The sequence below is a fragment of the Pseudoalteromonas sp. ABE4_541 genome, assembly GCF_056312285.1.
This window is the reverse complement of sequence record NZ_JBSVEM010000001.1, coordinates 181,510-195,905: the sequence shown is the minus strand read 5'-3', so window position 1 is coordinate 195,905 and position 14,396 is coordinate 181,510. Positions and strand designations below refer to the sequence as shown.

General features: G+C 41.5%; 19 protein-coding genes and 1 tRNA gene. 4 read left to right on the top strand and 16 right to left on the bottom strand.

Annotation, left to right across the window (positions count from 1 at the left end; translation table 11 throughout):
* Positions 1-38: 38 nt before the first annotated feature.
* From ACW689_RS00945 to ACW689_RS00925, 5 genes are all read right to left on the bottom strand, one after another.
* Positions 39-716: a flagellar hook assembly protein FlgD gene (locus tag ACW689_RS00945; RefSeq protein ID WP_476287661.1), complete on the bottom strand. Its 678-nt coding sequence runs from the start codon at positions 714-716 to the stop codon at positions 39-41.
* Between the two features lie 14 nt (positions 717-730).
* Positions 731-1,165: a flagellar basal body rod protein FlgC gene (flgC, locus tag ACW689_RS00940; protein WP_476287659.1), complete on the bottom strand. Its 435-nt coding sequence runs from the start codon at positions 1,163-1,165 to the stop codon at positions 731-733.
* A 5-nt stretch (positions 1,166-1,170) separates the two neighbouring features.
* Entirely contained in the window at positions 1,171-1,578 is a 408-nt protein-coding gene (flgB, locus tag ACW689_RS00935) for a flagellar basal body rod protein FlgB (protein ID WP_476287657.1), read from the bottom strand.
* Positions 1,579-1,660: 82 nt separating this feature from the next.
* Positions 1,661-2,494 (bottom strand): CheR family methyltransferase, encoded by an 834-nt coding sequence (locus ACW689_RS00930; protein WP_476288296.1) that lies wholly within the window; start codon positions 2,492-2,494, stop codon positions 1,661-1,663.
* A 17-nt stretch (positions 2,495-2,511) separates the two neighbouring features.
* Positions 2,512-3,444 carry a chemotaxis protein gene (locus tag ACW689_RS00925; protein ID WP_476287655.1) on the bottom strand — a complete coding sequence of 311 codons (933 nt, stop codon included), beginning with the start codon at positions 3,442-3,444 and terminating at the stop codon, positions 2,512-2,514.
* 139 nt (positions 3,445-3,583) lie between these two features.
* On the opposite strand from ACW689_RS00925, the gene flgA reads away from it, so the two are divergent.
* The 3 genes from flgA (at position 3,584) to flgN (ending at position 5,108) form a co-directional block, all read left to right on the top strand.
* The gene (flgA, locus tag ACW689_RS00920) at positions 3,584-4,291 is read left to right on the top strand and encodes a flagellar basal body P-ring formation chaperone FlgA (protein WP_476287653.1); all 708 of its coding nucleotides are present in this window, start codon (positions 3,584-3,586) and stop codon (positions 4,289-4,291) included.
* A 69-nt stretch (positions 4,292-4,360) separates the two neighbouring features.
* Complete coding sequence (gene flgM / locus ACW689_RS00915) at positions 4,361-4,687, top strand: flagellar biosynthesis anti-sigma factor FlgM (protein WP_476287651.1); 327 nt, start codon at positions 4,361-4,363, stop codon at positions 4,685-4,687.
* Positions 4,680-5,108, top strand: coding sequence for a flagellar export chaperone FlgN (flgN, locus tag ACW689_RS00910; protein WP_476287649.1), 429 nt, complete (start codon positions 4,680-4,682; stop codon positions 5,106-5,108). Before flgM ends, flgN begins: the two co-directional genes overlap by 8 nt.
* Positions 5,109-5,155: 47 nt before the next feature.
* Here the strand turns inward: flgN and ACW689_RS00905 are convergent, their stop codons facing one another.
* Complete coding sequence (locus tag ACW689_RS00905) at positions 5,156-5,635, bottom strand: LPP20 family lipoprotein (protein ID WP_476288294.1); 480 nt, start codon at positions 5,633-5,635, stop codon at positions 5,156-5,158.
* 109 nt (positions 5,636-5,744) lie between these two features.
* On the opposite strand from ACW689_RS00905, the gene ACW689_RS00900 reads away from it, so the two are divergent.
* Positions 5,745-6,935, top strand: coding sequence for a flagellar assembly protein T N-terminal domain-containing protein (locus tag ACW689_RS00900; protein ID WP_476287647.1), 1,191 nt, complete (start codon positions 5,745-5,747; stop codon positions 6,933-6,935).
* A gap of 68 nt (positions 6,936-7,003) precedes the next feature.
* Here the strand turns inward: ACW689_RS00900 and ACW689_RS00895 are convergent, their stop codons facing one another.
* The 10 genes from ACW689_RS00895 to ACW689_RS00850 all read right to left on the bottom strand — a co-directional run bounded on the left by ACW689_RS00895 (position 7,004) and on the right by ACW689_RS00850 (position 14,341).
* Positions 7,004-7,477 carry a DUF1203 domain-containing protein gene (locus ACW689_RS00895; RefSeq protein WP_476287645.1) on the bottom strand — a complete coding sequence of 158 codons (474 nt, stop codon included), beginning with the start codon at positions 7,475-7,477 and terminating at the stop codon, positions 7,004-7,006.
* Between the two features lie 282 nt (positions 7,478-7,759).
* Positions 7,760-7,834 (bottom strand) — tRNA-Arg (locus tag ACW689_RS00890).
* A gap of 84 nt (positions 7,835-7,918) precedes the next feature.
* Positions 7,919-8,584 (bottom strand): FlgO family outer membrane protein, encoded by a 666-nt coding sequence (locus ACW689_RS00885; RefSeq protein WP_476287643.1) that lies wholly within the window; start codon positions 8,582-8,584, stop codon positions 7,919-7,921.
* A gap of 8 nt (positions 8,585-8,592) precedes the next feature.
* A complete protein-coding gene (locus ACW689_RS00880) occupies positions 8,593-9,270 on the bottom strand; it encodes a FlgO family outer membrane protein (RefSeq protein ID WP_476287641.1) in 678 nt (225 codons plus the stop codon).
* Positions 9,271-9,283: 13 nt separating this feature from the next.
* Positions 9,284-9,880 carry a FlgO family outer membrane protein gene (locus tag ACW689_RS00875; RefSeq protein ID WP_476287639.1) on the bottom strand — a complete coding sequence of 199 codons (597 nt, stop codon included), beginning with the start codon at positions 9,878-9,880 and terminating at the stop codon, positions 9,284-9,286.
* Between the two features lie 437 nt (positions 9,881-10,317).
* Complete coding sequence (locus ACW689_RS00870; protein WP_476287637.1) at positions 10,318-10,866, bottom strand: hypothetical protein; 549 nt, start codon at positions 10,864-10,866, stop codon at positions 10,318-10,320.
* A 119-nt stretch (positions 10,867-10,985) separates the two neighbouring features.
* Positions 10,986-11,864, bottom strand: coding sequence for a UTP--glucose-1-phosphate uridylyltransferase GalU (gene galU / locus ACW689_RS00865; RefSeq protein ID WP_476287635.1), 879 nt, complete (start codon positions 11,862-11,864; stop codon positions 10,986-10,988).
* A gap of 8 nt (positions 11,865-11,872) precedes the next feature.
* The gene (locus ACW689_RS00860) at positions 11,873-12,706 is read right to left on the bottom strand and encodes a thymidylate synthase (protein WP_476287633.1); all 834 of its coding nucleotides are present in this window, start codon (positions 12,704-12,706) and stop codon (positions 11,873-11,875) included.
* Positions 12,707-12,724: 18 nt separating this feature from the next.
* Complete coding sequence (gene lgt / locus ACW689_RS00855) at positions 12,725-13,522, bottom strand: prolipoprotein diacylglyceryl transferase (RefSeq protein ID WP_476287631.1); 798 nt, start codon at positions 13,520-13,522, stop codon at positions 12,725-12,727.
* A 9-nt stretch (positions 13,523-13,531) separates the two neighbouring features.
* Positions 13,532-14,341 carry a sulfite exporter TauE/SafE family protein gene (locus ACW689_RS00850; protein ID WP_476287629.1) on the bottom strand — a complete coding sequence of 270 codons (810 nt, stop codon included), beginning with the start codon at positions 14,339-14,341 and terminating at the stop codon, positions 13,532-13,534.
* Between the last annotated feature and the right edge of the window lie 55 nt (positions 14,342-14,396).

Below are 14,396 nucleotides of genomic sequence, written 5' to 3'. Positions count from 1 at the left end.
CCTCTTGAACTCTAAGGTTAATTCTGTGACTAAGATAATTATGCGATTTCAGCGACATCAGCGAGTTTCACTGCGCCTGCACTAGTATTGATCACGATGCCATTGGCACCATTCACATTTACGCTATCTATATTTTTAAAAGTAGCCATAGGTAGGCTTGTATACTCACCATTTAACCTACCTTCAGCCTTAATTGTGTATTCACCATCTGGCATTTGAACTTCGTCGTCGTTCTTACCATCCCACTCAAATCTTAATGCGCCAGCAGTTTGACTACCCATCTCCATAGTACGAACCAACTGATTCTTATCGTCATAGATACTGATAGTAAGATCTTCAACTGGTTGAGTGGCGATCACCGACCCTTTTGCCAATTGGTCCGAACCAACATTGATAGTATCTGATTCGAGTAATGCTTTTTTTCCGACCAAGGTGGAAGCTTGTAGTGCAGAGTTGGACGTCATGGACGCTGATAGCATCTCAAACTTAGAATTTAAGTTAGAAATACCTTCTGCCATGGTAAAGTTGGTCATCTGCGCTATCATCTGATCGTTGTCAGCAGGCTTACTTGGATCTTGATAGGAAAGCTGTTGTGTTAACAACGAAAAAAAGTCTTCTTGCGTTAACTGATCATTCTTCTCTTGTGGTTTGTTTTCCTTATTCCAACGAAGGGAATCCATGTAAGAGGACGATGCCGCATTAATATCATTACTCATCAGCTATACTCCCGTTAACGCTGACCAAGCAGTAGAGTCTTACTAAGCATTTGCTTAGCGGCGTCTGCTACTTGTACATTGGTTTGATACGAACGAGATGCAGAAATCATATTGGTCATTTCTTCAACTACGTTCACATTGGGTTTATAGATGTATCCATCTTTATCAGCACTCGGGTGGTTTGGGTTGTATTCAACCTGAAGTGGTTTATCACTCTCTACAATCCCTAACACTTTCACCCCCACTGATGCATTGAGCTGCGTTGGATCTTGCATTGAAGACGCTTTTGTTAACTCAGCTGCAAATACTGGGTGCCTTGCCCTATAAACCTTATCTTGGCTAGAGCTAATACTGTTTGCGTTCGAAATATTACTGGCAGTAGTGTTTAGGCGAATGTTCTGAGCACTCATACCTGTACCTGCGATATCAAATACGTTATATAAACTCATAATAATTACCCTTGACCACCTAGCGCCTTTTTAAGGCCTTTAAACTTACCAGACAGAAACTGCAAACTGGCTTGATACTCTAATGAGTTTTGTACATACAAGTTTCGTTCCACCTGTACATCCACAGAGTTGCCATCACCCGTATCTGTTTGATTTGGATTGCGAAATAGTTCTAAACCGCCAGTTAACTTGGTGCCCCCAGCGATATGATTGGAATCTGTGCGAACCATATTATTGCCGCGTTCTTGACCAGATTTTGCCGCTTTAAATGCTTGGGCAAAATCAATGTCTTTGGCTTTGTAACCTGGGGTGTCGGCGTTGGCGATATTACTGGCGAGGATCTCTGCACGTTGCGAGCGGATCACCATCGTATGAGGGTGTACTCCTAATGCCTTATCAAAACTGATTGCCATAACACTACTCCAAAAATTTGACTCAGGAGTGTTAATGCAAAAGTTAGGCCAGAAGTAAAAAGGCGGGAAACCCCACCTTAAACTATTGTTTTTTCTGGTAAATAATACCTGGGTTACAGCGTATCATATCAAAGGCATCACTTAATCCAGCCATTGATTCTGAAGCGCCTAGAAAGAGGTATCCATTAGGATTGAGCGCTTGCGCAAATTGAGAAATAATTTTTGCTTTCACCTGCGGTGAAAAATATATCAATACATTTCGGCAAAAAATGACATCAAACTTCCCCATCAGAGCATAAGAATCTAATAGGTTTAGGTGCCTAAAATTGACCATGCGTTTGATCGGATCAACCACTTGTGCCATACCGTTGCCGCTGTCTTTAAAAAACTTAGTGCGCCTTTCGGCAGACAATCCTCTCGCTAGCGCCAGTGCGTCATACTCTGCATTTTTGCACATATCGAGCATGGTATTGGAGATGTCTGTGCCCGTGATCTGCACTCCCATCTTCAATGCGCCTGGGTTTTTAGTCTGATATTCACTTGCTGACATCGCAATTGAATATGGTTCTTGCCCAGAAGAACTGGCCGCAGACCAAATTTTTATAGGTCTGCGTAATTCGCTAAATTCTGGAAATATCTTAGTTTTCAAAAGTTCAAACGGATAGGTATCACGAAACCACAAAGTTTCATTTGTCGTCATCGCATCGACGACTGCGGCACGTAATTGCCGCTCGTGAGGACTGAGCGTTTTCGCGACTAATGCAGAAAGTGTATCAACGCTAAATCTTGCCATAAGAGGAGCCAAGCGACTCTTAACAAGATAAAGCTTGTTATCTCCTAGAACAATGCCACATTGTTGCTCTAGAAACGTTCTGAATTGATCGTATTCGCCCTGCTGAAGATGCTTATTTTCCAAAGTACTACCGCCATTCATTAATCACAGTGAACCCACTTTTTAACCGCAGCTGCCAACTCGTCAGGATTAAACTTAGCAATGAAGTCATCAGCACCTACCTTTTCAATCATCGCGTGATTAAATACACCGCTAAGCGAAGTATGTAAGATAACGTGCAATGGTGCCAACTTAGGATCCGCTTTTATTTCAGCAGTGAGTGTATAACCATCCATCTCCGGCATTTCAACGTCAGAGATTAATAAACCTACACGCTCAGTAATATCATTTTGGCAATCCATCTGAGCTATTTCTCTAAGACGTATCAGCGCCTCACGACCATTTTTTGCAAGTTCCGTTTGGACACCTAAAGGTTCCAACGCACGCTTTACTTGATTGCGTGCTACCGCTGAGTCATCCGCAATGAATACAATACGCTCGCCCAAGTCTTTTTGCATTTCGCCGTCTGAAATAATATCTTGGCTTACTTCGGTATTAACCGGGCAAATCTCATTCAGAATTTTTTCGACATCTAAAATTTCGACAAGCTCATTTTCTATTTCTGTGACCGCAGTTAAGTAAGAATATCGACCAGCCCCAGAAGGTGGCGGCATGATCTTTTCCCAATTCATATTCACAATTCGCTCAACGGCACCAACCAAAAACCCCTGAACCGAACGGTTATATTCCGCAATAATAATAAAACAATTATGAATATCTTCTATTGGAGGCCCACCTACAGCTAAAGACATATCAATAACTGAAATGGTCTGCCCACGAATATGTGCAACACCTCGAACAAAGGAGTTGGATTTAGGCATGCTCGTTAGCGGTGGACACTGGAGCACTTCTCTAACTTTAAACACGTTAATGCCAAAGCGTTGTCGACCTTTAAGCCTAAATAGCAATAACTCTAGGCGGTTTTGCCCAACCAACTGGGTGCGCTGGTTTACTGAGTCTAAAATACCTGCCATTTCACTCTCCTACTATATTAATGCTTAACGGAACGATACTTGCAGACGCTAATAAAGGAACGATAACTCTTGAAGAGGTGCCACAATTAACGCAAAATCTTTATACCTTTTTTCACATGATAAGCATAGTCGAAACATCATGAGTTTGTTAAAAAAAACCAAATCTATCGGGTTTTTATCCTCGATGGTATATATTCTGCTCAGTTGTGAAATTTATGCCCAACAATTCAATAATCAAGACCTAGAAGAAGCTGCTAGGACCTACATTGAAAACTTGGTCCCAACAAACCCCGACAGCAAGATACAAATTTCGGCACTTCCACTGGATGCACGGCTGCCTACTCGCGAATGTGAAAAGCCTATTGATATCATGACAAATGCGTCGCCCCCCTTTAATCGGCAGGTAACTGTACAACTTAAATGTGACGACTTAATTGGCTGGACACAATATGTGCATGTTCGCATCGAAGAGTTATTCCCAGTAATCGTCAGTAGCACGATGATAGCCAGAGGAGAGCTCATTTCAGAGGAACATCTCAAATTAGACTTCCTCGCGAAATACTTTGTTCGAGCGACTCATATTGATGATAAATCTTTGCTAATAGGTAGTCGAAGTAAGCGTGTAATACGTGAAGGCATGCCTATAGGCATGCATCAAATTTGTATGGTTTGCAAAGGGGATGTAGTCAATATATATGCGCGAACTCCCTCTTTAACTATAAAAACCATCGGTATTGCACTAGAAGATGGTAACATTGGTGAACAAATTCAGGTTAAAAATCAAAAGTCTGGAAAAATTGTCTCTGGAAGAGTAAAAGATGTTGATTCAGTTGAGGTCAATATTTAAAATTTTTGCTAAAGTTATAGCTAGAACAGCCGATATTCTAAACAAGAATTTAAATTTGGGTCACAGGTCATGGTAAATAACGTTAAAGGTCAAACGCAATCAAACAGCGTGCTTAATAATATTAAGCAACAAAAAGCTGAGTTGCAAAAAAATGAAGCCAATGCTGCTAGCACAGCGCCTACTAAAGCGCCACAAAAAGCGGCTAGCGATTCAGTAAGTTTAACACCACAAGCGCAGCAACTTAAAAACCTGCAAGAAAAGGCAAAAGATGCGCCTGCGTTTGATAGCAATAAGGTTGCTGAACTTAAAAAAGCCATTAGCGAAGGCAAGTATCAAATAGACGCCGAAAAACTCGCTAAGAATATCGCCGCATTTGAGTTTGATATGTATGGTTGAACAGCTTAACCTCTGTCTTCATAAATTAGAAACACAGCTCACTAACCTAGCAACTCTGACCCAGTTGCTAGATAGAGAGTTGAATGCTTTAGCGGCTCGAAAAGGTGACCATTTAAAAGAACTTGCAAGAGATAAACTTACCTTACTAAACACCATCCAAAAACAAGATAAAGAGCTGTCTAGTTTTGATCAAGCGCTTTTCCAAGCTGAAGAAGCTATCGAGATGACCGATAAAATTGAAGAGTTGCTAATTGAGTGTAAAAAAAAGAATGAAGTAAACGCTCAGGCTGCGCATCAAGCTCATTTAAGCGCCAGAGAATTGAAAAGTATTCTTTTAGGTGCGCCCTCTTCTATTACATATGGCCAAGATGGTAGCGTCGTGACAGGTAATAACGAGCTAGTTAAAAACCTTAAAGCATAATCAAGTACGCTCTGCATCTAACAGAGCGTTGCCAAGCGTCCAGTCTATTAATAATAAGTTACACGTTTTATCTTTCTTGGTTTCACCTGTGTAATATATAAATCGTGCACGCGCTTCATATCGAGCTCTAATTCAGTCACATATGCATCACCCGACGCATAGCTCTTTACAACCTTAGCGCCTCTTATCACACCTGTCACTTGACTCTTGAGCCCATCGTTTTTAGCAACTGCACCTTGAACTGTCATACCCGCGGTAATATTTTGGCCATAGACTTGCTCTGTTAACTCTCTGTATGCCTCAAGTTTCGACACTTTCACCGCCATTAGCATCTTTTGCGTATCACTGGCACCAGGTTGAGCACTTAACGGGGCGTAACCAATTGCTTTTAATACTGGGTAATTATCTGGCTTGACGTACTCATATTCAATGTTTTTATCAAACATCGAGCTACATCCACCTAATAAAAATAAAAGTATGGTTATGGCAACCAAGCCTATACTGTTAAAAGTTCGTGTGGCATTCATCATTCTATACCTCTTAAATTTGATGATTTATCCAATGCACGATTCTTGCCAAAAATTGTTGGTATATGACTTGCTACGTTCATTACAGTTATTTTTTAAGGTTTTAATTATGATTAGAGCAGTCGCTTTGCTTATGCTGGTAGCAATGAGCAGTAATGTAAAAGCTGAGTGGTATGAAGTCATCGGTTATGCAAGCATGCAAGGGCGCGACATGGCAGACGCTCGTCAAGCAGCAGTTAAAGACGCAATTACACAAGCGTTGATATTCTCTGGGGCTACCATCAGCAGCGTTCAAACCGTTGCTGATGGGGTCTTGAGTCAAAATGAGATCAAGATCAAATCTCATGGCGAAATCCAACAAGTTAACCTTGTTAGCGAAAATCAAAGTGACGAGCAATATAGCGTGACTTTGCATTTAGATATTTATGCTACCGAAAAAAAATGTCCAGGCCAGCAATTTAATAAACAAATTGCCATTACTCAGAGCCAATTAACACAGCCCCATCAAGCAAGGTTGGGTCAAATTTTTGACATTGCAAAGTCTGCATCTCATCGTTTGTTTAATACCCTGAATGAGCGTACTTCCGCAGTCAAACCGATCCCTTATCTAAACTCCCCTCTAAACGTCAGTGAGTATTTTTCTCAACAATTTAACTATGACCATATGTTGATTGAAACCATTTCAACCAACAGTAATAGCCAATATGTATTATTAAGCCAGATCACAGATATAGCGGGTTTAGATAAACTCAATAATGATTATGCCTTTTGGCAAGACGATGAGTACCTTCGCAGCTTTAAAATAGACTTTGCGCTATATGACTCAATAACATTCGAGCAGGTATGGCAACAACATTATGTAACTCAGGGAGTTTGGCCATTTAAAAAGACAAAAATTATTGACGTATATAGCGAGCAATTTTGGCGCTCAAACTATGGTCAACAAATTCAAGATATTTTTAATAAAGTGAGCCAAGACCTTGATGTAGCCGTGGCATGTATACCAACTAAAGGGAAGATTTTGCACATTAATAATGAACAAGTTGTGATTAATTTAGGTAAAAAACACGGCCTAGAGCCGGGCAAAGTACTCTCAATTATGCACCGAAGTGACATCGTCACGGGTAACGGCAAAATCATAAACTCTACACGACAAACTATCGAGCAACTGAAAGTCATTAATGTGAATATGCAAAGTGCCACAGCCATTAACTTAAATACTCGCCCATTAAGTAATGTTCAGCTCAATGATATAGTGCAAGTGCTCATTAAATCTGATGAGTCATTTGAACTTGAATAACCAAGAAGGTGCCAATTGGCACCTTTTTCCTTGTTGATAGCTGATGCATTGTTATTAACTTCACATCACTAAGCTCGATAGGCAGTACAACTAAAACAACCAGGATTTGCGTTGTGTATTTGAATATATTCCACGCTCTGAATGTTAAACATCTCGTGCAAATGTATATCAACGACTTCTCCTTGCGCAGTTTTAGCCGACACCATATTGCCCTGTTGATCATAAGCTCTGAGTGACAATAATCGTGAACAGAGTACCTGCGGTATCTCATTCACCTCTAGATTGGCATCCTGACTACTTTCACCTATGAAAATAGGACCTGATGCACGATAAGGCCCAGACACATCATGATGAACATAATGAAGCAATAATACTCGCTCACCCACTTCTACATCTTTTAGTGACACTCGACACGGATAACCAGATTGTTCATCTGCTGTCAGCCACACCGCGTGGTGCGCTTGCAATACATCCACTTGTGCATTGAAAAGGTGTGTATAGTCTTTATAGTTCAACCCTTTAATAATAAATTGATTATTCATAATACTCGTCCTTTTAATGAAAACCCCATTATAGAGACGTGCAGGAGGCATTCTCGCCAGATATGGAATCAAAAGCATCAAAAGTATAACTACTCAGAAAGAAAGGTTAAGCGCGCAAGGAGTGAGTTGGGTGGGTCTAAAAAATACTGAGTGACAAGAAGCAAGGGGGTTGTCGATACCATCCCTTGTAACCATTTTACGATTTCAGCCCATTCCTCAGCACAAAAAAGTAACTAGGATTAATAATGTAATTTTTAAAGCTATTGTTTTTATGAGGAAAACTGGCGGCCCCTGCAGGAATCGAACCTGCAACTATCCCTTAGGAGGGGACTGTTATATCCATTTAACTAAGAGGCCACAATTTTGCAAAGTATATCGTTTTGGCCTCAGAAGTTTCAAGACTTTTTTATATTACTCAGTAACTTGAAACAGTCAACCAGCCTAAGGAAGTTGCAACACCATCAAGTCAGCACTTTGCAAAACATAGCTGGGCACAAGCTTGCTACTTGTCGCAATCACCTGCTTGGACTCAATATCAACGATACGCGCATGCACTTCTACGCCAGTGCTTCTGTAAATCATGGTCCCCGATAAAACATGACTCGCCACTTTTTTTTGTGCCAAACGTTTTAACTCTCGTGAAAAAGAAAAATCGCCATTCGCTGTTACCGCTATAGAGTTGGCTGTTTTGAAATCAACGACTCCATAACCAAACTTTTGCAACTGATGAATGAAAGTTTCCGAAAGCTGGTTGCCCAACTGATTAGTAGAGCGCAAATTATTATCAAACTCGACAAATGACGTGACGGCAATGTGCATCTCATCTTCGTAAGTCATCGAATCTACGAGATCAAGTGCCATTTGCTCTACATAATTAGACAAACTCAAGTTATGTCGCATCGGGTTAAACTTAAATGCATTTTGAGTCATTGCATATTCATCAGCTTGCTCACGTTGTTTTGTAACTTGAGCTTGACGGTAAAGCTCATCTAGCGGGCTGGCCGCAGGTGTAGGTTGCGGATGAACAGGCTTCTGTATCGGTGTAATTAACTGACACCCGGCTAACGATGTTGCAAACGCTGCCCATAAACAAAATTGCAGTTTCATCTTAAACCTCAATTACTTGCTTTTTTTAACAAAATACCATCGGTTCGATAGCTATTCCCCAAGGCGTCAACGACTGACTGAGGAATAAACCCCTGTGCAGAGCCTACCACCGCCTTACTATTGATCCCAACGATCCGCGCATTAACCAATACACCGCCTTGGTGGTTAACTAAAGTCCCCGCCAGAACATATTGAAAGCTCTGGGTCTCATTTAACTCTAGATAATCACGGCTGAATACAAAATCACCTTGAGGCGTAACACGCATATAGTCTGTCGTTTTGAAGTCCACGACTGCAACACCAAACTTATGTAGCTCATGCATGAAGCTCTCCGACAGCTGATTACCCAGCAACGTGCCTTGTCCATAATCATCGTCCAAATATACGAAGCTTGAAACCGCCAAAGGAGTTTTAGCGTTGACATACTGTAAATTTTCAATCATATCTTGCATGATACCGCGTACATAATGATTGATATTCTTACGGCTGACGCTTGCCCTCTGACTAACTTGGTTAGGAATGGCATTACGCGCTTGAAATGCTTCTTTGGTTGTCGATGGAGCCAGAACACCACGTTGAGTGCTTGGTGCAGACAGATCACCTTGTTTTTGTGTTCCAAATGATTCCATCATATTGGCGCATCCAACACCCAATGGTAATAGCAATAAATATAAAAAATTCTTCATTGTGTGTTCCTCATTAATATTCAGTGCGATAGATTGCACCATCGCGTTGCTGTACTTTTTCATCTGACCACATAACATTAATTGGGATCTCAGTGGTTGCAGCAGATACAACGCGTGCACTTTGCATATCAATTAGTCTAGCATTGACGATATAAGCATGTTGCTGCTGAGTCAGTGAACCCGCAATCACAAAGTCAATATTCTGACGTTCTCGTAAATTATCAAGCTTGCGACTTAGCATGCTATCTGCATTTTCAAGCAGCGTGAGTTGGTTTTCTAGACGATGCTCTACGGCGTGGTAACCAAGTTGTGTAAACTGCGTAAGTAAACTTTCTTGGATCTGCTGACTTAGGCCTAACATCTGTTGACTAGCAAGGCTTTCTCCTAAACCTTCAGCTTTGAAAAAGCTCATTACAGCAATACTAGCATTACGTTTTCTCACGCCAGTAATGTTACTCAATTGCACACTTAAATCACTCACGTATTGATGTACAGTGTAAGGTGCCATGGTACGTTCTGGCGTTACATATAACGGGTGGCGCTTGTCAGCATCACCTGCGCTTTGGCAGCCTGCAAGGCCTATACAAATTAAAAATAGTACTACGCGCATTATCATCGAGCCCAAATTAACAATTCTGCTCAGATGAAATGCAAGAAGTATACCCAAATATTTGATCGAATGGCTTTATAGTAATCCGCTTAACTAAGTGTTATTACGATATTATGTGTAAACCTTGAAAAGACAAGCAATAACCGTTACCCAATTTGCAGTGAACTGTGCCAGGCAATTAAGTACCTGCTCTTTTCATCATTTAAGTTATTGAACAGATATCCAAGCGAATGTTTGCCTTCGTTTTGTCACCAACTTGACTCAACTGACGGCAATAATTTGCCTCTTTTTACAAAAACAAGATCGTCAATATCATTCTCGGTGATGTTTTATGCAGGTGTCATTCATCCATTTCTTAATCATTAAAAATCGATATTCAAGGTGAATGCGATATTACTTCGAACTACAAACTAGCTCATCGAATATTGGGGCTTCTACTATTCAAGCAAACGACATGATTCACTTAATTGATTGAGGACAAAACACATTTTTCGAGCGTCATCCACTGAGTTAAATGGTCCACCAAGCACGACAAAATATCCCATGTTTATCGTACGGTGTCTGTCTATCTGATAAGAAATAATTGAATCAAGTTGGGGGTAACGTTTTTTAAAATCTTGAAGATAAGCATCAGCCTGCTCTTTTCGTAAAAAAGTGCCTAAGTTTATCTTCGCTTGATATGTTTCCCGCGTATTTTTCCTTTGTTGTTTGTAGTTGTTTATAACGCGCTCTACATCACTACGCAGTGATGGCGACAAAACTTCAACATCGGTTTGAGAAGCAACCAGTTGCAATAATAAGGAAAGATCTTGCTCCATCTCTGTGAGCCGAGCAATACTTTGCTTGCTTTGCTCCCACTGTTGAAGATAAGGCTCAATATCAGAACGATAAACGGGCTGTCGCACATGGCTAGGCTGCTCACCCAGCAAAACGCAGGCTGGCATCAAAGTGACTAGCAATAAAATCATCATATTTTTAGCTAACATCGCACTTACTTCCCATAAAAACACAATTTCAGTCCGTTACGATTGTCAGCAAAAAAAGTGCCATGATAGGCACTTTTCAATTCATAAACTGCATTTTACTTAACCTCAGCTGAGGTTACTTATACCAATGACTTCATATGCGCCTTCAAAGGCCCTGCAAATTCCGCTCTTCTTAATGCATATTCAATTGTTGCTTGTAAATAGCCAAGTTTACTACCACAATCATGGCTTTTGCCTTTCATCGCGTACGCTTGAACCGTTTCTTGTTCCATTAGCATCGCAATTGCATCCGTCAGCTGAATTTCACCACCCGCACCAAGCGGTGTTTTGGCTAGTAATGGCCAAATGGCTTTTGATAATACATAACGCCCAACCACCGCTAAGTCTGACGGCGCCTCGTCGATGGCTGGTTTTTCAACCAAGGTATTCAAATCACAGCTTTGCCCTGATTTGAGTTTTACATCACCAATGTCAGCAATACCAAATTTATTGACATCCTCATGCGCAACTTGTTCAACCATAATTTGACTATCACCTGTTTCTTTAAAACGGGCTATCATTTGTGCTAGGTTGTCTTTACGCAAGTCGCTTGCAGCATCATCAATCAATACATCCGGCAGCATCACCACAAATGGTGCATCACCAACGATTGGCGCTGCGCAGTTTATCGCATGCCCTAAACCTTTCGCTTCACCTTGACGAACGTGAATAATTGTTACGTCTTTAGGACAAATTGATTGCACCTCTTCAAGCAATTGACGTTTAACACGCTTCTCTAAAGTTGCTTCAAGTTCAAAACTGGTATCAAAATGGTTCTCAATTGAGTTTTTACTTGAATGAGTGACTAAAACGATTTCCTTGACGCCCGCAGCAACCGCTTCATCTACCACATATTGAATGAGTGGACGATCAACAATTGGCAGCATTTCTTTTGGAATTGCCTTCGTTGCAGGCAGCATACGCGTGCCGAGCCCCGCTACTGGAATAACAGCTTTCATTTTTTCTCCTAAATGGCCACAGGTGCTTTAATATGAGGGTGAGCTTGATATCCTTCGAGCTCAAAGTCTTCATATGTAAACGAAAATATGTCTTTTACTTCAGGATTAATTTTCATCGTTGGTTTTGCAAATGGTGTGCGAGATAACTGTTCGTCAACCTGCTCTAAGTGGTTGAGATACAAGTGTGCATCACCAAAAGTATGGACAAAATCACCCGGTTCAAGATCACATACCTGCGCAACCATCATTGTCAATAAAGCATAACTGGCAATATTAAATGGTACGCCCAAGAAAATATCACCGCTGCGCTGGTATAGCTGACAGGATAATTTGCCATCCAATACATAGAATTGAAAGAGCGTATGGCATGGCGGCAAAGCTTGCTTGCCCATTGCCGCATTCTCTTTTGGCGAGTATTGAGTGTCGGGTAATAGTGCTGGGTTCCATGCACTAACAATAAGACGACGCGAGTCTGGATTGGTTTTGATTTGCTCGATCAAATCCTTGATTTGATCGACTACTTCACCGTTTTCACCCGTCCACGAACGCCATTGCTTGCCATATACTGGGCCCAATTCACCTTCATTCGTTGCCCACTCATCCCAAATTTTTACACCGTTCTCTTTTAAATAGGCAATGTTTGTCTCACCTTTTAAAAACCACAGTAATTCATGAATAATTGAACGTAAATGACACTTTTTGGTGGTGACCAAGGGAAAGCCATCTTGCAAGTTAAAGCGCATTTGATAGCCAAAAACGCTGATAGTCCCCGTGCCAGTTCTGTCCTGTTTTACCGTGCCATGTTCTTTTACGTGGCGCATTAAATCTAAATACTGTTTCATAATCGCTATCTTAATCGTCTATGACTTATTCTCAACGGGCTGTGTTTTATACGCCCAAATCATTAAAGCTGCGCCCGCAATCACCATTGGCAACGACAGGATCTGCCCTTGTGAAATAACGCCAGCATAAAGCCCTATATGTGCATCAGGCTCGCGGAAGTATTCAATACCGAATCGGAAAACCCCATAACCAAGCAAAAATAATCCAGCAATACTACCCGCCGGTCTTGGTTTTTTCGCAAATACTATCAACATGATAAATAACACTAAGCCTTCAAAAAAGGCCTCATATAATTGCGATGGGTGTCTTGGTAATGGCCCACCTGTTGGAAATACAAATGCCCAAGGCACATCGGTTGTGCGTCCCCACAACTCACCATTGATAAAATTACCTATACGCCCAGCCATAAGCCCTACAGGCACAAGCGGCACAACAAAATCTCCCACTGAGACAATAGATTTTTTGGTTTTACAAGCGAACACAACAATGGCCGTTATAACACCCAAAGCGCCACCATGGAACGACATGCCGCCTTGGTCAATGCGGAATAAGTACAGCGGGTTTTCGATGAAATATGAGAACTGGTAAAAAAGCACATAGCCAACGCGGCCGCCTAAAATCACACCCAGCATACTGTAAAACAGTAAATCACTGACCTGCTCTTTGCTCCAACCTGAGTTTGGTTTCTCAGCTTGCCGATTTGCCATCCACATAGCAAACACAAAGCCAATTAAATACATCATGCCATACCAGCGTACGCTCAATGGCCCTATCGAAAAAATGACAGGATCAATCTGTGGAAACTGCAAAGCCATCGCTTTCCCTTAATTAACGATCATATTGAAGGCAATTACTAATAGTAATGCCGCGAAAATTTTCTTTATTGTCGAAACAGGCAAATATTGTGTCGACTTAGCGCCAATGGGTGCTGTAAACCATGATGTCAGCACAATACCAAATAACGCAGGTAAATATATAAACCCTGCAAAGCCTTGATTCACGGTGTAGTGACTACTACCAGATGTAATATATCCTATCGAACCAAACAAGGCGATGACAATGCCACAAGCGGACGCACAGCCAATTGCTTTTCTAACATCTAATGAAAAATGGCTTAATAACGGTACTATCAAAGCACCGCCACCGATGCCAATCATCGCCGACAAACCACCCATTAATGTTGTTAGGAACGTCAACATCGGACCACTAGGTAATTGACGCGTCGACTGCACTTTTTTGGCACTACTGTAGAGCATTTTTAATGCGATGACGACGACACTGACGGCAAAAATGCCGCGGATCACCACCTCGGGCAACATCGCTGCAAAAAACCCGCTGATCAATGCCCCCAATGCCACGCCTCCCATCACGTAAGGCGCAATATGCCAGGGCACATTACCATTTCGATGATGCGCAAGCGCAGATGACGTGGAAGTGAACAAAATTGACGCTAATGAAGTGGCGATTGCCACCAAGACAATTTGAGGTTCTGGCACAATGTTGAAATAGTGCAAAATGCCTGACAGTACAGGCACAATGATGAGGCCGCCGCCAATTCCTAATAGTCCAGCAAGAAAGCCGACAAAGCTACCTAATAACGCACAACTGGCTATTAGTAAAATGGCTTCGCTCATGTATGTTATCTCTTATTATTTTGAGCGGGTAATGGTAACGCATTCTGTATAGCCA